This window comes from Chryseobacterium sp. BIGb0232 (genome assembly GCF_024810195.1).
GTDB lineage: Bacteria > Bacteroidota > Bacteroidia > Flavobacteriales > Weeksellaceae > Chryseobacterium > Chryseobacterium pennae.
The window spans coordinates 1-20,707 of record NZ_JANUEH010000019.1; the positions used below are offsets into that span (position 1 = coordinate 1).

Sequence of the window (20,707 nt, forward strand, 5' to 3'; positions counted from 1 at the left end):
TTTTTCAAGATTTTAAGGGTGCGTAGCTCAGCTGGATAGAGCATCTGCCTTCTAAGCAGACGGTCAAAGGTTCGAATCCTTTCGCGCTCACAAAACCTCATCATTTTTATGGTGAGGTTTTTTGTTTTTAATCTAATTATTCTATGTGAGAAATACCTGAAAACTTCCATTACTTATTCAGATATTTTCCAAACCAAGACCTTTTACAAAATACCAATCCACATGGAAAATAGTTGTGATACCAATCAAATTGTTTTAATTTTGTATTCTCTATTCAAATTCAATGAAAAATTTCAAGTTCATTATCGCAAGCAGTATTTTTGCTTTGACTCTATCGTGTAAAACAGCAGCTCCGGTTTCACAGGCTTCTGTTCAGAATGTTTCTTATCAGAATCTTGGGCGTGACGGAAAAATATATGCTGCGTTTTATCAGCAACGGTCTGCAGAATATGAAGCACTTTGCCTGCAGGCATACAATATTGCAAAACTCCGTTTGGATGAAGCTTTAGCACAAAAATCAGGGAAACCTTTAGCTATTGTTTCGGATATTGATGAGACGTTTTTAGATAATTCCTATTATGCCGTTGAGCGTGCAAAAATGGGAAAAGATTATGATCAGAAAACATGGGAAGAATGGACTGCCAAAGGGATAGCAACACCCCTTACGGGTTCTCAGGAATTCTATCAGTATGCTGCCGGTAAAGGTGTACAGGTGTTTTATGTTACCAATCGTATAGAGCAGGAACGTGCCGGAACATTAAAAAACCTTAAGAAATACAATTTTCCTGTTCAAAGTGACAACAATCTTATTCTCCGGTCTAAGGAAAGCAGTAAGGAAAACAGACGGTTGGATATTGCTAAAAATTATAATATTGTTTTGCTACTGGGTGATAATCTTGCCGATTTCTCCAGTCTATTTGATAAAAAGTCTGAAACGGAGCGATCTGCTGCTGTAAAAAATTCAGCCAATGATTTTGGAAAAAAATTTATTATTATTCCTAACGTGGGATATGGAGACTGGGAGTCTTCATTTTATAATTACAAATACGACAATACCAATCAGAAAAAGGATTCAATGATGTATAATGCTGTAAAGGCTAATCCTTAATAATGAATATAAATAGACTGATAAAATATTTATAGTATCCGATTTTAAAAATCCTCACATTTTTTATATTGTGAGGATTTTTATTTACAGAAAGTATCTTACATTAAATACATCTATATTTACAACAAAATCCACGTATCTGAAGATTAAGGCAACCCCATTTTATTGAAATGAGCAAATTAAATCCACATAAGACTGCTTTTGTATTTGGCATTACTTCTATCCTCAGCTTGGGGATATTTATTATATCCTATTTTGGAATTTTTAAAAGTATTGATTTTCTGGTGGGAATACTCTGCTTTCTGATATCCTTTGTTTCGTCTATAATAGCCGTTATTCTACACAGACGTAACCCGCTCTGGTGGATTACTCTTTTTATGAGCTTAAGCATTTCCATTATTCTTCTCTGGCAATTATGCAATATTGATCTTCCTCTTTAGCTGATCCTTCTCTAAGAATTAAGGTTACGCTTCACAACATGAAAATTCCGTTTCACTGGCTGATTTCGCAGGATCAGTTTAACTTTTCTACTGACAGATCACAATTCCTACTATTTTTACATAGGTAAGCTTTTACCAGGAAGCCGTTATAAAGTTAGTTTCAATTATTATTTAAAGAAACATTGATTAAGCATCAATAAAAATCTTTTTTGTGCAAATATTCCTTGTAGCCATTTATGGCTCAACTATACACTTAATCATGTTTGGGTAGGGCTGGTAGTTTCCAGCCCTATTTTGTTTTTTACCACTATAGCAAAACAAAGTCTTTACATGGGCGTAAAGACTCTTTATCTTTAAAACTTAAATTCATCTATCCCAGGATCATTCAGCAAGGCCTTTGTACAGACTTCATGATTTCTTTTTGCTCCCTGTACCCTCCATATCGCTGTGTACTTTTCTCCACTCCTTACCTGCTTTCCTCTGATTGATTTTAAACCGTTTTCCTTAAAAATATTTTCATATTTCTCCATGATTCCGTCTTCGTAGGTAAGCGTAATCTGATAAATATACCGGGTGCTAATCCTATCAATAACATCCTGAACATATTTAAACATGATAAGTAATAAAAATACAACCAGAGAACCAATGGTAGCCTCCTGGTAATATCCTGCTCCAATGGTCATTCCCAGAGCAGCACAGATCCATATCGTAACAGCCGTGGTAAGACCGGAAACGCGGTTATCTTCTTTAAAGATCACACCAGCTCCTACAAAACCTATTCCGGTGATAATATTAGCTGCAATACGGTCCGGACTGCCTGATCCTCCTAAGTTCTGAGAAAGCATAGTAAAAATACAGGACCCGAGAGTTACTAATATCATGGTCCGAAGCCCTGCTGACTTCAATTGATATTCTCTTTCAATACCGATTATACCTCCTACAATTACAGAGAACAGAATGGGTAGGATATCATCAAGTAAATTCATTGCTCAGTTTTTTCTATGGTTAAATGTATTTGATTTTTTTCAAATGGGAAAGTTCTGTTTTTAAACAAAAAAAAACCGCTGTACAATACAACGGTTTCATTTATTTTAAACAAAAGATTATTTAAGCCTGTAAGAACTTCCGTTCCAAAGATAAGTTTTGGAAGATCGTTTTTTATGCTCTCTATCCTTTTCATCTACCTCCATATCTTCTGCTTTAAGGATAAATGCATTAGGAATTCCTCCTTTATCATTAGGGAAAACATATTCTTCACTATGATAATAGGCCCCTGCATCCCCTACATTCATCAACTGTGGAAGCGCTATTAATTTTTTATCTTTTAAAAGAACATATTGATCATAAGTTGCTATTCCACATGCTTCACCAGAAACCATTGCTTTTAAAGTAAACTCTACCTCCTGCAGCTTGTGATTGCTTTCAATACTAAAGGACGCCGTACTCAGTTCCTCTCCTTTTCCGGTATCAAAATATACTTCATCAATCAGAGTATTTCCTTCCATCATTTTGATTCCTGCTATATTCTGCTTATCAATTTCGTTAAATGGCCTGGTTTTCTTATCTATTGTTTTAGACAACCCGAAAAGAAAGTCATATCCATTTTTATTACGATAACCCACGCAAAGATTGCCTCCCCAAACATACCCCTCGGAAGTGGTATCTCCTTTCTGATATGAAACTTTATACCAATTAGCTCTTCTTTCTCCCAACTGTAAAACCGGAACAGCCTCTTCTTTTTTAAGGATCATTACCTGTTGATTAGTCTGCAGCGAATCTATTATCTGAGCAGTAGTTCCAGGCTCTTTCCTTACTCTGGTCCAGTCTGTAAAGACCTTCTGGCTTTTATTTTCTGTAAAGTTAAAAACACCATCCGCATATACTTCATTTTCCTGTGCTGTAAAAAACTGCAGCAGCAGTAAAAATAAAGCTGTCAATAAGGTTTTCATATTTGTATTTCGTTTTTTTAATTATTTTTCAAGCAGTAGGCTAACCCATTCTTCTCTCTGCAACTGCTTCTTCAGGGTAAGACCACTTTCTCTGCATACTTCCAGAATATCATCTACATCAAAGAAGCAAAGTCCTGAAAGCAATAATTTTCCACCTTCATTCAGGACAGAAACATATGTTGGAATATCTGAGATCAGAATATTTCTGTTGATATTGGCTAAAATGATATCGAAATTTTCATTTCCTAAGTTATCTGCTGTTCCCTGCTCAATGTCTAGTTCAACACTATTTCTTGCTGCATTTTCTTTTGAGTTTTCTACAGACCATTCATCGATATCAATTGCTTTGGTATCTCCTGCTCCTTGTTGCTTGGCATAGATTGCTAATACAGACGTTCCACATCCCATATCCAGGACTTTCTTACCCTTAAAATCTATATCCATCATCTGCTGAATCATCAGGTGTGTGGTAGGGTGATGGCCTGTTCCGAATGACATCTTAGGCTGAATGATAATTTCATGCATTCCCGGTACAGATTCATGGAATTCTGCTCTGATCAATACTTTATCATCAATGTTGATGGGTGAAAAGTTCTTTTCCCACTCTTCATTCCAGTTGATGTTCGGCATTTCTTCAAAAGAATATTCGATTTTTACATTTTCATTGTCAAAGATCGGAAGTGCTTTAAGCTGATCTTCATTAAACAAATCAGTCTGGATATATCCTAAGATTCCGTGAATTTCTTCTGTAAAGCTGTCAAAACCTATTTCAATAAGCTCTGCCATTAATATCTCATTCCAGGGCTGCAGTGGAGAAATCCTGAAGTTGAATTCTAAATAATTTTGCATGTGAATAATTTGCTGCAAAAATACTAATGTTATTACGGTTAAAAAAATGGAAAGGGTAAGTTTTAAATAAAGCTGACAGATTTTGGGTTTTATTCTCTGCCATAAAGCTTTCTTCTATTGAATTTTTATCTCTCACAGATTGTACGGATCATGCAGATCACAATGAACATATTGTATTTTAAGTTTTGGCTAAAGCCGTTGGAATTTGATATTATGAAGAAAGCGGGCTAAAGCCCGCTTCTATTGAATTTCTTTGTGTAAAATTTAAAATTAATTGGATCTAGTTCTTCTATGACAATTTCAAACTTTAAATCCTGAACTTTAAACTTCTTATGGATTTGTAGAGAAAATAGAACCATTAGCGATTAACGCTCTTCTGTTCATTTTCAGGATATCTCTTACCCATTCTGCGAAATCTTCAGGCTGTAATACTTTGTCCGGATTTCCGTCTGTAAGTCCACCCTGGATACTCATATCAGAAGCAATAGTGCTTGGTGTAAGAGTAATCACACGAATATTTTGTTTTCTCCATTCTGCCATCATCGACTGAGATAAAGAAACTACTGCTGCTTTTGAAGCGGCATATGCTGACATGTTCGGACCACCTTTTAATCCTGCAGTAGAAGCAACGTTTACAATATCTCCTTCTCCTTTAGCTTTCATAAATGGATGAACGGCTTTAGCTGCATAGTACACTCCAAATAAATTGGTTTTAATCACCTGCTCCCAAGTTTCAGATGGCATATCTTCAATCGTTCCGAAGTCTCCGATTCCTGCATTGTTTACAAGGATATCTACTCCGTCCAGTTTTTCAGCCAAAGCTTCAATTCCTGTTTTTACTGCCGCTTCATCGTCAATAGAGAATATTGCATATGCAGAATTTACTCCTAGTTTCTGGATTTCATCAACTGTATTTTTAAGATTTTCTTCATTTCTTCCTGTAATGGCAACGTTCACTCCTTCATTTGCCAAAGCTAATGCTACAGCTTTCCCTAATCCTCTTCCACCACCTGTTACGATGGCATTTTTTCCGTTTATATTCATAGTAGTAATACTTTTATGACACAAAGTTACAAAAGAACATTTTTATGGAATGGAAAGAAAGGATATTTAATAGTTTTTTAATGGTTTTTAAATAATCACCAAAGGCACAAAAGATTTAACCACTTAAGCACATAGAAGTTATTGTGCATGCTGTTGATAAGAATACTTAAGTTTTATAAAATCATAGATTTTATCTTATTTGAACTTTTACCCAAACTTAGATAAATCTTTATTATTCTAAAACAGCAAAATAATCTTTTGTGACTTTTGTGGTTTAAACTCTTCAATTTCAGCAAAAAATAAAACCGGCTCATAAAGAACCGGCCTCAAAATCTAAAAAAGTATAGTAAAAAATGAAAAGCTTAAGGAATCTGGATGGCGTTCTGAACTTCAAATTCTTCTGAAGCGGAGAACTCATTTCCATACATATCTACAGCTCTAACCTCAACTTTATGTTTTCCTAAGGATAGTTTTTTAGGAAAATCTGCTTCCCAGATATGTTTTGACATTTCAGGGTTGGAAGGTCTTCTTCCTGGCAAAATTTTCTCGGCAGTATCCCATTTGAAAACGGAAAGAGCAAAGTTTGGGTCTATGGTTTCATCATACTCCATTTCTTCCCATTTGCTGTTGTCTATCCTATACTCTACTTTGTCTTTTTTGCTTCCCATAAAGAAGTTGGCTAACACTTTTGCAGAGGTTTTTGATGGAAATGGAATTACTTTCGGCACATATAATTTGATCTGATAATCATCCGGTTTTCCGGCGGTCTTATATTTTACTTTGTATTGATTATCAGTAAAGCTGATAAATGAATATCCTTTTGCAGTTCCGTCTCTCATGGTAGAGGTCGGAAGTCCGGCATCATCTGCCGTTCCGGAATACCAGTCTCCACAAGTAGTTCCTACGTTATACTCATGCAGTTCTTTTGTTCCGTTCCAGCCTGCTTTTTTACCATAGAAAATCTGCTGCTGGATGTGAGTATGTGCTGATAAAAGCAATACATTCTGGAAAGGGCTCAGGAAATCAAATAATTTCTGACGGTCTGCATTTCTGAAACTGTCCTCATTGTGATGCTCCAAAGGAATATGAAAAGAAACTACAATAAGTTTGTTTTTGTCAACCAGTTTCAGGTCATTTTCAATAAATTGAAGCTGATCTTCACGAAATCCACCCCAATATCCTTTTCCGTCTCTTGGATCCGGATACAGAATATCATCCAGGATAATGAAGTGTACATTTCCGAAATTGAAAGAATAGTTTGCAGGTCCGAAATTGGATTCAAAGGTTTCGTCTGAAAGTTTATCTTCTTTGGCATCATAGTTCATGTCATGATTTCCCATTACATTATACCAGGGTAATCCCACTTCCTTCATCACATCAGCATAAGGTTTCTGAAGGCTTAGGTTATCGCCTACCAAATCACCCAAACTGATTCCTAAAACTGCATTTTTTTTGGTATTTTTCACTTCGTTTACAATTCCTCTTTTAAAGTAATCCAATTCTTTTTCTGTATAAGGCTGAGGATCACCAAAAACCAGAATATCAAAATTTTTGTTTTCATTCTGTTTATAAAGTGGGAAATTTAATTCTTTGGGAAGTTCTCCGGTTGGGGCAACTCCTTTATATTTAAAATCTTCCGGAGATCCTTTCATTTTATGGTGGTAGTAAAACTGAGGAAGGTTATTGCTATTTAAAGCAGTTTGATATCCTGACGGTTTGATCACAAAAATAGTATGGTCATCCTGGATCGGAAGACTGTAGCGTCCGTTTTTATCGGTTAATACTACCTGTACCCCATTGGAAACGGCTACTCCTTCTACTCCTTTTTCGCGGTTTTCTTTCTTCTGGTTTTTATTAAGGTCTTCAAATACATATCCTGAAACAGAAGACTGAGAAAATACCATTGCTGAAACCAGCATACATGGCATTAAAAGTTTTTTATTGATATTCATTTTTTCTTTATTTAAATTATTTACTCCACCATACTTTTACATTGATATTATCACCACCCATCTGCTGCACTGCGGCCTGATAATTTTCTGAATTTAAAACTCTTGAGTTTGGCGGATACATCAATCTTTGAGGAAGCTTTCCTTCATTCAAAAGCCCACCGTTATCAGGAAGTGTCGGAAAACCTGTTCTTCTTTTTTCAAACCATTGCTGCTGGTCTACAAAAAAGAGTGCTATGTATTTCTGAAGCATTATTTTTTCCATTCCCCCTGTTCCATATGCGACCACCGGATTATCGAAATAGTTTGCAGGAACTACAGCTCCCCACTGTTCAACAGAAGCTTTTACACCATTTTCATAATAGGTCTTTGCATTCCCCTGGATAATCCCTTTAAAAGCAAGCTCTGCAAGGGTAAACTGAAGTTCTGCATACGGATATACAAAGATTTTCAGAGGGGCTTTTGCAAGGTTCTGGTTAAAATTGGACGGCTGAACATTAAACACTGTTCCGAAAGCATATCCTGAAGGGGCTCCAAAGTATCCGATATTATTCCCTTTTAAGTCTTTTGCCTGAGTAAAAAACATAGGACCACGGGGATCATTGTTAGCCTTCAGGGCATCTAAAAAGAATTCTGAAACAGCTCTTCCCGTTGTAAAATCCTGATATCTTGCAATAGGTGGCATCAAAGGATTAATTCCTGTAATATCTACCTTTACTCCATCAGCATTGCTTTGAAAAACAGGATAGACAGTAGGATTATTTATAATTTCCTGTATCCTTTCTTTAACGTTTATTTCTCCATCTTTGTTCAGTATTCTTATCAGAAGTCTGAGAGAAAGTGAATTACAGAATTTTTTCCAACTGACAATTCCGTTGACATCTGTATCTGCTTTGAAAAATAAATCTCCTCCGGTAAGGGTTTTGCTAGTGAAGAGAGAGTTTGCAGCTTTTAAGTCATTCAATAACTGGATGTAAATATCTTTCTGTTTATCAAATTTTGGTTTTGAGATGGCATCATCCAGTCGTGAAGCTTCAGAAAAAGGAACATCGCCGTAGGTATCGGTAAGGTTGGAATAGATCCATGCATTTAATACCATTGAGATTGCCATATAGTTTTTATCGCCTTCAGCAGTTGCTGCTTTTTTAAGATCATCAACCTGTTTCAGCCATCTGTAAGAATTATTCCAGAAACCATTTCCTGTATTTTCTGTCACGTAATAACGACTCAATGAGTTTCCTTCGTTTGGAAAATCCAGAGAAACCTGCATAATATCAAAGGTAAAGTCATTGGCTCTGTTGTATCCCACTGCAGCCATATTGTACTGGATAGGAACCAACAAAGCACTGGTCACAGGTTCATTAATTCTGCTTGCATCTTTATTGATCTCATCAAGACTTCTGTCACATGAAACGGTACTGCTTATGAGAGCAAGAAATGAAGATATATAGATTAACTTTTTCATTTTTTTAATTTTAAAATTTAACATTTAACTGAATCCCTACAGTTCTTGCCTGAGGTAACTGTCCCATTTCAACTCCAGGCACGATGGTAGAATCATCCAATGTAGCTGCTTCCGGATCGAATAGTGGGAACTTGGTCCACATCCAAAGGTTTCTCCCGTATAATGCTAGCGTAATATCTGTAACTTTTAAAGGTTCAATGATTGATTTCGGAAAAGAGTAAGAGATTCTGGCATCTCTCAGCTTAATGAATGAGGTATCAAATGAATTGGTTTCCACATTCGCTCTTCTGTAATAATCTCCATAATAACTGGAAACAGAAATTCCCTTTGTATTAGGTGAAAAAGTACCATCAGGATTCTGAACCACTCCCTGTCCTACGATCAAGCCACCTGGATTGTCTCTTCCTGCGAGAGTATGGGTGAGTTTTCCCTGCTCAGACATTTTATGATGAGAATGTGAGTAGGCCATTCCTTTATATTGCCCGTCAAAAGAGAAACTTAGAGTAATGTTCTTATATCTGAATTCATTCTGAAGACCTGCTCTCCATTTTGGATATGCATTTCCAATTTTATTGATGTCAGTTGATTTCATGGTCAGCCCGTCTTTATCATAGATGACCTGCCCATCTGGTGAGTACACTAATCCTGCTCCATACATATCTCCAAGCGAACCTCCCACTACAGCATTATAAAACACTACACTTCCTACGCTTGCCATGGTATAAGGTTTCCCCTGGAATTCTTCGGGAAGGGAAAGAATTTCATTTCTGTTCATAGACCAGTTAGCACTCACGTTCCATGAGAAATTTTTATTCTTGACCGGATAGGCATTCAATGTCATTTCAAGTCCTCTGTTTCTCAGCTCACCGGAGTTGATGATCCTTTTATTATATCCAGTTTCATACAGCATCGGAATAATAATAGACTGATCTTTTGAATTGTTCTGGTATGCCGTAAAATTGAATGTCAATCTGTTTTTCAGGACTGTAAAATCCATCCCGGCTTCAATATTGGTGATCATTTCCGGTTTAAGATTTGGATTCTGGAATAATAAAGGAGATTCTACTGATCCTACAAATGAACTGTTTTCATAGTACTTATCAAGCATATAAGTGTAGGTATCATTTCCTACTTTGGACCATGACAACCTCAGCTTCCAGAAGTTCAGATTATCTGATTTTATTTTGAAGATATCTGATAATACAAAAGATGATGATACGGATGGGTAGAAATAAGACCTGTTTTGACTGGGCAAAGTACTGCTCCAGTCATTTCTTGCTGTCACATCCAGAAATATTAGATCCTTATAGTTAAAGTTAGCCAATGCATATACACTGTTTACCTGCTTGTCATTAGGTCTTGGCAGTTTATATTCTACCTGTATACCGTTAGAAAGCTGATAAAGTCCTACTTTATTCAGTCCGTTGGCTCTGTAATCGTTCATGGTATATTCATGATATCTGATGTTTCCTCCTGCAGAAGCAGTCATTCCAATGTTTCCGAATTTATTTTTATAGGTGAACAAGACATCGTTATTCAGGTCCATGTATCTTATATATTGCTCTCTATAGAAGCCTTTCAGGTAATTGGCGGAACTCCAGGGTCTTCTTTGGGTACGCAGTTCATTGTTCCATTCCAAACCGGTTTTATAAACCACATCAAGGTTCTTGGCCAGCTGGTAACTGATATTAATATTTCCTGTAATTGTTTTCTTATTGGTTCCGTTAAGGTTTTCATAAGCAATCAGATAAGGGTTATCGATATAGGAACTAAAAGGATGAACCTGTTCAATCTGTTCCTGACCTTTTTTCCAGATAGGTCTGTACCATGCAAGATCTACGTTCGGATTCTGGAAGATCATGAAGTAAGAGATAGACTGGTTGTTGTACCCTGTTGCCGGGAGATTGTCACTTTTTGTCTGGCTGAAGTTAATCTTAGTTCCTATTTTCAGCCTGCTGCTAAGCTTATGATCTAAAGATAATGCCGCACTGAACCTGTCGAAGCCTGTATTGGGCATCATCCATTCATTTTTAAGATAGGTAAGTGAGGTTCTGAAAGCTGTGGTTTCGTTGGAATGCTCTACAGCCAAGCTGTTGGAATAATTGGAACCTACCTGCCAGAAATCCTTGATATTATTGGTATAAGGTTTCCAAAGCTGTCTTTCCTTACCTTGTGTTTCTATATCCGGATCATACTGAAAATAGTATTGGCCGGCAAACTTTGGTCCGAATGCACTGCTGGTAGAGCCGGTATTGATCCCATCAACGGAATTTCCGTAAGAATAGTAATAATTTCCGTTTTTATCTTTCTGTTGGGTTCCCTGCCCATATTCATACTGATAATCCGGCCATTTCAGAACGGTATCATAATTTGTATAGGAGTTAAAGCTTATCTGAACTTTTCCTTTTTTACTCTTCCCGGATTTTGTAGTGATCATGATGGCTCCCCTGGAACCTCTGGAACCATATAATGCCGCTGCACTAGGACCTTTCAGGATAGAGATGGATTCAATATCATCCGGGTTGATACTATTGAAACTGTCTCCGTAATCGATAGGTAAATCACCACCTGAACCTGCTCCATACGCGGATGTTCCGGTTCCGGTTTTATTACCACTCAAAGGAACCCCGTCTACAACAATCAGAGCATCGTTGTTTCCCATATTCATTGAAATATCGCCGCGAAGTGTGATACGGGTTGTACCTAATGGTCCAGCTCCGGCAGTCTGAATCTTTAATCCGGCTACTTTACCTTCCAAAGCCTGTGCCCAGTTATTGTTATGGGTTCTTAAAATTTCTTCAGATTTAACAGTCTGGGTAGAATATCCCAAAGACTTGTCATGTCTTTTGATTCCCAAAGCAGTCACTACTACTTCATCAAGTCCTTTAACAGTATCTTTTTTTGCTTTCTGCTGAGCTGTCAGACTGGCACTGAATAACCCTAACAGCGACAAAACCAACACTTTTTGTACCTCTTTACGCATATCCTTTTTGTTTGCGCAAAATTAAAACGACATTATGAGTATGGTTTTAATAGTATTTTAACGTTTATTAAATGTTTACTGAATACAACATTAAGTATTCCTTAACAAAAACAGCTATTTTACTGATTAACAATTGCTTAAAAAATTAATATTTTTTAACACTCTTTTGAAGTTCTGTTTATTTGTGTATCTTCATTGTCTTGCCTTGAGATAATAGTGAAATCCAAAGAAGGATTTCTTCAATCAGATTTTTGTAAGTGCGGAACCTTTATGGGCGGCAATATGATCTGATTTATCACTTTTGATCTCATATTGCGGGCTCTCTTCTGTGGCATGATGGGTATATCCTTTGTAATCAAAATCTTTGGTATGAACTTTAATAATGGTTCCGGATACTCTGCCCGCCTCTGAATTCCAGCTTACTTTATCTCCTATTTTGAACTTTGTTTCCATACTGTTTATGTTTAAAACGGCCAGAATAAAGTTACAGTATATATTAATATAATGTCCTATTTTTTGGTTACAAAAAACTGCACCTGATTTTATTTTCGGCTGAATTCCCCTTTGCAAAAGCAATTTAACATAATAAATTAATCACACATTATTAGAGTTATTTAATTTAAATTCTATACATTTAAAACTTTAAACAAAATAATTATGAAAAAGCAAAAATCAATCAAGAATCTTGAAGCAAAAGGACTAGGGAATTTTACTAAAACGTTTGGTAAAAAAGTATTCGGAGGAGAAGGAGCTCCTACAAGATCAATTAAAGAGATTGTAATTACAGTACATCATTTACAGGAAGACGATGATGCTCCAATTGACCAAACAAATGATGGTCCTTACTAAGAAATTTAAATACATTTTTTAATTGGCTACCTCAGATTAATCTGAGGTAGTTATATTTTTACTCTATTTTGTTTTTCAAATCTAATTCTGAATGATATGTATAAATTAATAATAGGTATCTGTATCCTTTTTTTATACAGCTGTGGCACTAATAAATTCAACCGATTATCTAAGTATAATTCATTTGAAAGAGAAGGGGATTATTACCGGTTTAAAAACGATTCTCTGGATGTAACCATGCTCATATTTGGAGGGTTTGAAATGGCTGAAAATAAAAAAGAATTCGATTCTATTAATAAAGTCTTGCATCAGCCTACCCATAAATACAAAGGTGACAAATTGTTCTATCTTCAAAATTCCACATATAAAACATATGATTGCGCTCTGCTGGTTGAGAATAAAAAACTCCCGGAACAGATGAAAGAATCAAAACAATTCATTACTAAAACTATACAGTGTGGTAATTCTGCACTATCATTTAAAATATCCAGAACTACATTTGACGAAACAATGCAATTTTATTTTAAAAATTTCAAATGCTTGAAAGAGTAATTTTACTATGGTTTTAATTATATCAAAATCTGATGATACCCCAACCGAGCAGGTTTCCAATTGGCTGAATACATATAAAGTACCTTTTTTTGTTCTCAATGAGAATATTTATGATGTTTTAGAAATTAATTTCAACAGCGGAGAAATATTTATTGGGGGGTATTCTATTGATATGTTTAAAGTGGTCTGGTTTCGAAAATTTCCTTATGCTCTGCAGGAAAGCCAAAAAAAAGATATCAGAAACAACTTATACTTTTCACTCGTAGAATACAATTTAATTGAAGCCAGAGCCCTGCGTGAATACCTATTCTTTGAATTAAAAAAAAGAGATGTGGTATGGTTGACGAATCCCTTTTTTATGACCGAAAACAAACTTATTCAAATGCAGACAGCAAAAGCCTGCGGACTTTCGGTTCCTGAAACTTTCATTGTCAATAATAAGAAAAAAGTCAAAACACTTGTAAACTCAGGGAAAGAACTTATTACGAAACCATTTGAAAACTGTGTCAATTTCAGGTCGGAAAACCGGTTTATTACGATGCAGACTACTGCGGTAAATGATAAGCTGGATGCCATTCCTGATTATTTTAGACCGGCACTTATTCAATCAAAAATTGAAAGGCAGTTCGAAATCCGGGTATTTTATCTGCTGGGAGTATTTTTTTCTACGAAAATAATTACCAACGATAATACGATGGTAGATCACCGTATTTCTGTTGCGAATGACGACTGTCGTTTTGAAATCTACCAGCTTCCAAAAGATGTGGAAGAAAAGCTCCGTCATCTGTTAGATACCTTTCAGTTAAACTGCGCTTCCGTAGATCTGATTGTAAACACCCGGAATGAACACTATTTTTTAGAAATAAATCCTGTGGGTCAGTTTACTTACCACTCCGTATTTAACAATACTTATTTAGAAATTGAAATTGCCCTTGCCTTAAAAAAATTATTAAAAGAATGCAGCATAAAAAATACATAAACCTCATCCATCCCCTATTGGACGATCAATTTGCAGAAACCCTTAAAAAATTCACTTCGGAAAAGGAAAGGTACAGGGTTATTTCTCATAAATACAATTCTATAAACTATAAAGTGAAAGTATATGATAAAGTATGTACCCCATTTATAGATTTAAAATCTTTTGAAAAATGAGACAGTATTTTGAATTGTATCAGGACTGCTCTATCGTGAAAGGAGCAAAGAATATTCTCCTATTTGATGTTCATTTTAATAAAATTCTTGATATCACAGATTTTTATGACATTTTTTTTGAGGATTATTATTTCCCTGTAGATGAGGATCTTTCAGAGGTTATAACATTTTTAATTGAAGAAAAATTTGGCACATTAACAGAAAATGTTACTTCAGAAAAATTTCGGAAGAAATTTAAGTGGAGAACGCCGAACAAGATTACTGAAGTTATAATTGAACACAAAATTAAAGATGATTTTGATACAGCCGGAGCATACAAGATAATAGAAGAACTTTCTACAAGTTTTCTCCAGATAAGATTTCTGGAGTTTTCTTTGGTTAGGCTGAATGAAATTTTATCCTTAATTGAGTTCTCCAGTATAAGAACAGCTGAAATTCTGCTTCCCTATACGGATCAGTCAGAGAACATTGCGGTTATAGAAATATTAGAAAAAAATCCCAGGGTAAAAACGGTTTATTTTTATAATGCTCCGGAAAATAGATCAGTTGTTGATGATGATAATTTATTCACTGTTATCTACTATGAAAAAAATATTATAAATCCCAAATACTGTGGTATTATTCAGGAAGATTATTTTCTGAATGATATAAATAATATCTCAAAAAGCAAAGCTGTAAATAACTGTCTTTATGGGAAGTTATTTATTTCTGGAAACGGAGATTTGAAAAACTGCCCGTCCTCTCAAAGAATCATTAATAATATAGATAAAGCTTCAGTTTCTTCTTTAACTCAGGAAATAAGTAAAGAAAAAGAAAGATTTATTACCAAAGATCAGATCGAGGTCTGTAAAGACTGTGAGTACAGATATTTCTGTACAGATTGCCGAATGTACAGGGAAAATCCAGAAAATATCTTCTCCAAACCCTTAAAGTGTGGATATGATCCTTATAAAGGGATCTGGGAAGACTGGAGTACTAATCCTTTAAAATTGAAAGCTATTAAATATTATGAACTTGACAACCTTAACTAATATTGTATTTTTAATTTTTGCCACTCAATTGCTCTCAGCTCAAAAGATAAGAGTAACATATCATCTGAAATATAAAACAGATTCACTACAATCATCACATAAAGAAAATGACATGCTACTGGATATTTATAGTTCTGATGCTTCAAGATTTTATCCCGAGAAATTGTATAAAAGTGATTCTATCCGCAAAAATGGAACCGCAGGCCAATATTATTCTTTGGATTTCAATCATGCTACAATCAGAAATAAGGCTTATTTAAAAAAATATTACCGGGTATTAACTGATGTATACGAGATTACAGAAGAAATACCTTCCCTGGAATGGAAGATCAGTTCCGGTAAAAAGAAAATCGGTGAGTATGAATGTCAAAGTGCGACATTAAAATATAAAAACAGACAATGGACTGCATGGTTTACGCAAGAAATTCCTATTTCTGAAGGTCCTTCGTTTTTTAAAGGATTACCAGGGCTGGTTATCTGGGTTCATGATGATAAAAACAATTATGATTTTTCCCTGAAAAAACTTACTAAAGATTTTTATGACCCTTATAACGGTATAGATTTCAATTCTGAAAATATCGTTAAAATAAATAAGGACCAACTTAACAAAATTTACATTAATTATTATTTAGATCCCTACAAAGAAGCTAAAATGGGGAAAATAAAAATGAATTTTGTTGACGAAAAGGGTAATGAAGTTAAGAATATCAATTGGAACGAATTAACAAAAAACAAGCAAGAAGTAATAAAACGGAATAATAATCCTATTGAGTTATCAGATGTGGTAAAATACCCTTAATCTACTTTGGAGTTAAGCTTTTTGGAAAAAACCAAGATTTAAAACTTTAATAGTCGGAAAACAGCTTTTGTTTATTCTTTTTTAAATTGCCGGATCCTATGAATTGGATTTTCCCGGGCTTCTAAAATTCCGTTAATTTTCTGAAGAATTCTGCTCTTGATCTCGTATGCTCTTTTTATACATACGAGAGTATGCCCCAAACAGAGCCAATCCCCAGCCCAACAATATAATAAACAGTGAAGTTTACAACACAGGTTTACTTGTAGGGCTCAGTTTTGTAAAATTCAGGGCAATATCCTGTTCTGTGTTTGCAATAACATACTGGAACATTATCACATATCTGATGATCCTGAGCTCAGTCTATATTATTTATTTTTAAGCTGTTCAGGAATATTTGTGGTTACAAAACCGATTCCCTGCTTTTTCAATTCGTCGTATACAGCAACCTCATTTACTGTCCATGAATTGGTAATAAGTCCCAATGCTTTTGCTTCGGCAATCCATGTCGGGTTTTTCTGGAAAACGCTGTAGTGGTAATCCATTCCGTCAAGACCTTCTTTTTTGATCTGCTCCGGTGACAATTCTCCGTTCAGATACTGCACTTTAAATGATGGTGCCAGTTTTTTGATTTCTTTACAGATATTCAGACTGAAGGAAATAAATTCACTTTGAGATTCAAGTTTCATATCCCTGATCATTTTGATCGTCTTCTGGGTAATCTCATTTTCGATTTCAGGCGTTTTATCCGGTTTGATCTCCACGATTAATTTCACAGATGTATCCTTCTTTCCCTGCTTTAAATAATCTTTCAAAGTAGGAAATTTTTCACCATTCGACAATTTCAGAGCTTCCAATTCTTTGAATGAGGTTTCAGAGATTTCCATTTTACCATGGTGCTCATCATGATTGATTACCAAAACGCCATCCTTGGTCATCCTTACATCAAACTCAGAACCATAAACTTTTAATTTCTGAGCGTTTTCCAATGATTTAATTGAATTTTCCGTTGTAGGAGGCTGTGCCTGGAAATATCCTCTATGGGCAATAATCTGTGTTTGTGCTTTCATCAAAACTGTACTTAAAACTGCTAACCCTAAGATAAAATTTTTCATAATATAATTTAGATAATTAAAACAAAGTTCTGTAACTTTTGATAAAGGTAGGTATTACAGGACTTATTGAGAAATATAAAACCACAAAAGAAAGACCTTAACAGTGTATTTTAGAATACTGTTTCTTAAAAATCTATCTTTTGTGGTTACTAGTATTATTATTGATTAAAAACTGTATTTTGCTCCAATCTGAATCTGATACGGATTTCCGGATAGAGGAGCAAGACCGCTACCGCTCACATTCTTGGTATAGTCAAACTGCTTGGTCACAGGATCAAACTTTTTAATCTTGTACATAGAAGTATTTCCATACGATTCATTTACACCCCACTCTTTATTAAGAAGATTGGCTACGTTGAAGATATCTACAGAAAGTTCAAATGCACCGATTTTATCAAATTTTATTTTCTTGGCTAAACGTAAATCCCAAACACCATAGAATCCATTCTTACCTCCGTTACGCTCTGCAATTTTACCGTTGTACGCGTCTACATAATCTTTCAATGCTTTCCCTACATTAGGATCATCCAGAATCGACTGGGCAATATTAGGGAAGATATAAGCCAGGTCATTACTATCAACAAAATCTCCATTTATATTTCCTCCTGCGGTCATAGAGAAACGTGTACCTCCAATTCCTGAATATCTGATTCCTAACGTAAAGCCTGCAATCGTAGGCGAATTACCATAAATCACGACTTTATTACGGAACTGGTTGTCAGAATATGTCATTCTCAAATCTCTCGGATCCCCCTGAACCATGGTGGACAATGTTGCAGAATTTGCTACGTTTCCGTTGTATGAAGTATTATCCTTAATATCAGACCAGGTATAACTTGCTGTGATTTCACCATCCTTCCAGTAACGGTAGCTGGTATCCACTACAAACGAAAATTGGTTTACTTTACCATCACTTACCAATTCCAATACCCTTCCGAAATTATCATTGATTCTTCCTTTTTTCCAGTCAATTTTTGATCCATCTATCGCTGTAGTAGGAACGAATACTCCTCTTCCTCCTTCATTATCCAATGTGAAGAATGGGTTAGCCACCATATTCCTGTCATAATAGTAGTAATTATTTCTTCCTAAAGCCATATATGCTGCCAATCCTGCTCTGAATCTATCATTAAAGAAGTGTGTATATGAGATGTTCGCTTTGTAAACAATCGGAATTTTAGCATCTTTACCAGTATAGTTAATGGTTGGGACCTGCTCATTAGCCAGCGTAGGAACTGTACCATAGTTATTTCTATAGCTGTTAAAATCCGGTGTCAGTCCAACCGTTGCGGGATCTACATCTACTGTAGCAAGATGTTTTCCATCAAATACCAGATTATTGATAATCATATAATTGTTGATATCTGAGGAAAATATTCCTGCTCCGAATTTTAAGAAATCTTTATTCTGCTCATTGATATTCCATTCAAACTGGAATCTAGGCTGAATTACGAAAGATTTGATCTTATTATCCGTTCTGATTCCCATTTCATCATACAGTTTCTGATTGAATTCTGCTTTTGGATACCCACCATAATCTAATCTCAGACCGGCCATCAAATCCAGTCCTTTTGCAATCTTAGTCTGGAATTGTCCATAAACACCGATATTCCAGATATTGGATCTTACTGATGGATCATCCATTAAAGGTACCTCTCTGTAAAATCTGTAAGGCTTAAGGTTCTCAAAATTATCAAGACTGCTTATTTTTTTATCCGGATCTTCTTTGAAGTGAAATCTTCCGTTTACCTCGCTTCCGTAAACAGATTTTGAAGTCGTATACATCAAATCTGCACCGAAAGTATATTTTACTTTGTCTGTATTGTAATATAGATTATCTACAATCTGGAATACATTATTTCTAAAGCTTTCCTGAGCGAAACGATGTCCTCCGATCTGGATATTCGTAGACCCGGCAGTTGATGCTACCCCTTCAACAATCGCTCTTGGTACAGGTCTTCCTAATTCATCATTCTGATAGCTATTCTGGAAAGTATACAGGTACTGAGCTTTCAGTTCATTAGTTAAATTAGGTTTTAAATTGGATCTTAAAGTCAATAGCAAGCTATTGTCAAGGTTTTTATCATTTCCATAAGATTCAAAAAAGTTGATATTGGTATTATCGCCCAGTCCGTTTTTATTAAGATCATATGTAAAATTGTTTCTTAACGTCAGCAAATGCTTCTCATTGATCTGCCAGTCTAAACGTAAAAATGCAGCATCAGAATTTCTCACTTTATCAAAGCTTCCGAACTGTGGAGTGTTTCCTACTCCATATTTTGATCTTGCAATATCTAAAAACTTATTAAGTGTTTCTGTGGTAGTATTGAATCTCTTTTCATCCTCCTTGGACCTGATATCAGCAATAATCAAAGGTCTTGAATCCAGCTGGTGATCCCAGGCTGCAAAGAAGTGTAATTTATTTTTGATGATCGGCCCTCCCAAAGAGAATCCGAACTGAGAAGTAGAGAAATCATTCTGTCTTTTGTTTCCTCTGATGTCGTAAGGGCTGGAAAGCCAGTTGGCTCTCAGATATTCCCAGGCACTTCCTGAAAATTTATTAGTACCGGATTTGGTTACAGCACTTACTGTTCCACCACCACTTCTTCCTAAAGTCACATCATATTGGTTGGTCGTAATTTTAAATTCACGTACCGCTTCAATAGAGATTGAGAAAGGGGCACCACTTCGGCTGGTAGTAGCTCCTGCAGAAGTTGGGTTTTTAGCTGTCATCCCATCAATAGTAAAGTTTGTGGAAGATCCTAACTGCCCGGAGAGGTTTCCTCCTTTTCCACTTAAAGGTGACAGTTCTGTAAGATTGTTAAAGTTTCTTCCGTTCACCGGAAGTATACCAATATTCTTAGCAGAGATTGCGGTAGCTGCTCCCAGGTTTCCGATCTTGTTTTTCAGGTTTCCGGTAATCTTTACTTCTTCAATATGCTTCTCTCCACCAAGATCCATGTTTACGGTAACCTGATCTCCGAAGTTCACATTGTAGCCTTCTCTTTTATCATCATTTACAATCACCGTGTAAGGCCCTCCCAAAGGAATTTCTTTAAAGATATACTCTCCTTTTGAGTTCGTTTCTGTTTCCGTTCTGAACCCTGTAGATTCATTGATGATGATCACCTTCACTTTTTCCTGAGCGGAACTTCCCGGCCCGGTAACTTTTCCTACGATGGAAGCCTGCGTAGTCTGTGCATACGCCATAGTTCCCCATCCTAAAAACAACAACCCCAGTACAATCTTTACTTTTCTCATGTCTTTAAATTAGATGTGCAAAGGTATTTTTACTTTAAGAGGCTTCTGTTTAAGGGAGCTTTAACATTCCTTTAATTAAATTGAAACGAAATGTTAAATTACTTTAAACATTTGCTTTATTTTCTAGAGAGTCAGTTGATTGAAGCATGTTACAGATTATTAAT

The 20,707-nt window shown here is 35.6% G+C and carries 16 protein-coding genes and 1 tRNA gene; 7 read left to right on the forward strand and 10 right to left on the reverse strand.

The window, feature by feature from the left end:
- Nucleotides 1-16: 16 nt before the first annotated feature.
- Both M2372_RS25265 and M2372_RS25270 read left to right on the forward strand, forming a co-directional pair.
- Nucleotides 17-90 (forward strand) — tRNA-Arg (locus M2372_RS25265).
- 193 nt (nt 91-283) lie between these two features.
- Complete coding sequence (locus M2372_RS25270; protein ID WP_115970929.1) at nt 284-1,108, forward strand: 5'-nucleotidase, lipoprotein e(P4) family; 825 nt, start codon at nt 284-286, stop codon at nt 1,106-1,108.
- Between the two features lie 793 nt (nt 1,109-1,901).
- Here M2372_RS25270 and M2372_RS25275 read toward each other — a convergent pair.
- The 8 genes from M2372_RS25275 to M2372_RS25310 form a co-directional block, all read right to left on the reverse strand.
- Nucleotides 1,902-2,534, reverse strand: coding sequence for an MgtC/SapB family protein (locus tag M2372_RS25275; RefSeq protein ID WP_123321190.1), 633 nt, complete (start codon nt 2,532-2,534; stop codon nt 1,902-1,904).
- Nucleotides 2,535-2,651: 117 nt separating this feature from the next.
- Nucleotides 2,652-3,497, reverse strand: coding sequence for an SH3 domain-containing protein (locus tag M2372_RS25280; protein ID WP_123321189.1), 846 nt, complete (start codon nt 3,495-3,497; stop codon nt 2,652-2,654).
- A gap of 21 nt (nt 3,498-3,518) precedes the next feature.
- Complete coding sequence (prmA, locus tag M2372_RS25285) at nt 3,519-4,346, reverse strand: 50S ribosomal protein L11 methyltransferase (RefSeq protein ID WP_115970933.1); 828 nt, start codon at nt 4,344-4,346, stop codon at nt 3,519-3,521.
- A 330-nt stretch (nt 4,347-4,676) separates the two neighbouring features.
- Nucleotides 4,677-5,390 (reverse strand): 3-ketoacyl-ACP reductase, encoded by a 714-nt coding sequence (locus M2372_RS25290; protein WP_123321188.1) that lies wholly within the window; start codon nt 5,388-5,390, stop codon nt 4,677-4,679.
- A gap of 362 nt (nt 5,391-5,752) precedes the next feature.
- A complete protein-coding gene (locus M2372_RS25295; RefSeq protein ID WP_123321287.1) occupies nt 5,753-7,318 on the reverse strand; it encodes a calcineurin-like phosphoesterase C-terminal domain-containing protein in 1,566 nt (521 codons plus the stop codon).
- Nucleotides 7,319-7,358: 40 nt separating this feature from the next.
- Nucleotides 7,359-8,804 carry a SusD/RagB family nutrient-binding outer membrane lipoprotein gene (locus M2372_RS25300; protein ID WP_123321286.1) on the reverse strand — a complete coding sequence of 482 codons (1,446 nt, stop codon included), beginning with the start codon at nt 8,802-8,804 and terminating at the stop codon, nt 7,359-7,361.
- A gap of 10 nt (nt 8,805-8,814) precedes the next feature.
- Entirely contained in the window at nt 8,815-11,787 is a 2,973-nt protein-coding gene (locus tag M2372_RS25305) for a SusC/RagA family TonB-linked outer membrane protein (protein WP_123321187.1), read from the reverse strand.
- A 243-nt stretch (nt 11,788-12,030) separates the two neighbouring features.
- The gene (locus M2372_RS25310; RefSeq protein ID WP_123321186.1) at nt 12,031-12,240 is read right to left on the reverse strand and encodes a DUF2945 domain-containing protein; all 210 of its coding nucleotides are present in this window, start codon (nt 12,238-12,240) and stop codon (nt 12,031-12,033) included.
- Between the two features lie 204 nt (nt 12,241-12,444).
- Here M2372_RS25310 and M2372_RS25315 point away from each other — a divergent pair, with 204 nt between their 5' ends.
- The 5 genes from M2372_RS25315 to M2372_RS25335 all read left to right on the forward strand — a co-directional run bounded on the left by M2372_RS25315 (nt 12,445) and on the right by M2372_RS25335 (nt 16,170).
- Nucleotides 12,445-12,636 carry a hypothetical protein gene (locus M2372_RS25315; RefSeq protein WP_115970937.1) on the forward strand — a complete coding sequence of 64 codons (192 nt, stop codon included), beginning with the start codon at nt 12,445-12,447 and terminating at the stop codon, nt 12,634-12,636.
- Between the two features lie 96 nt (nt 12,637-12,732).
- Nucleotides 12,733-13,188 (forward strand): hypothetical protein, encoded by a 456-nt coding sequence (locus tag M2372_RS25320; protein WP_115970938.1) that lies wholly within the window; start codon nt 12,733-12,735, stop codon nt 13,186-13,188.
- 7 nt (nt 13,189-13,195) lie between these two features.
- Nucleotides 13,196-14,167, forward strand: coding sequence for a hypothetical protein (locus tag M2372_RS25325; protein WP_123321185.1), 972 nt, complete (start codon nt 13,196-13,198; stop codon nt 14,165-14,167).
- Between the two features lie 169 nt (nt 14,168-14,336).
- Entirely contained in the window at nt 14,337-15,371 is a 1,035-nt protein-coding gene (gwsS, locus tag M2372_RS25330) for a grasp-with-spasm system SPASM domain peptide maturase (RefSeq protein WP_115970941.1), read from the forward strand.
- Complete coding sequence (locus tag M2372_RS25335; RefSeq protein ID WP_123321184.1) at nt 15,349-16,170, forward strand: GLPGLI family protein; 822 nt, start codon at nt 15,349-15,351, stop codon at nt 16,168-16,170. The genes gwsS and M2372_RS25335 overlap by 23 nt, the downstream gene beginning before the upstream one ends.
- A gap of 365 nt (nt 16,171-16,535) precedes the next feature.
- On the opposite strand, the gene M2372_RS25340 is transcribed toward M2372_RS25335, so the two are convergent.
- The gene (locus tag M2372_RS25340) at nt 16,536-17,282 is read right to left on the reverse strand and encodes a glycerophosphodiester phosphodiesterase family protein (RefSeq protein WP_123321181.1); all 747 of its coding nucleotides are present in this window, start codon (nt 17,280-17,282) and stop codon (nt 16,536-16,538) included.
- 165 nt (nt 17,283-17,447) lie between these two features.
- Nucleotides 17,448-20,543: a carboxypeptidase-like regulatory domain-containing protein gene (locus M2372_RS25345; RefSeq protein WP_123321180.1), complete on the reverse strand. Its 3,096-nt coding sequence runs from the start codon at nt 20,541-20,543 to the stop codon at nt 17,448-17,450.
- Nucleotides 20,544-20,707: the final 164 nt, after the last annotated feature.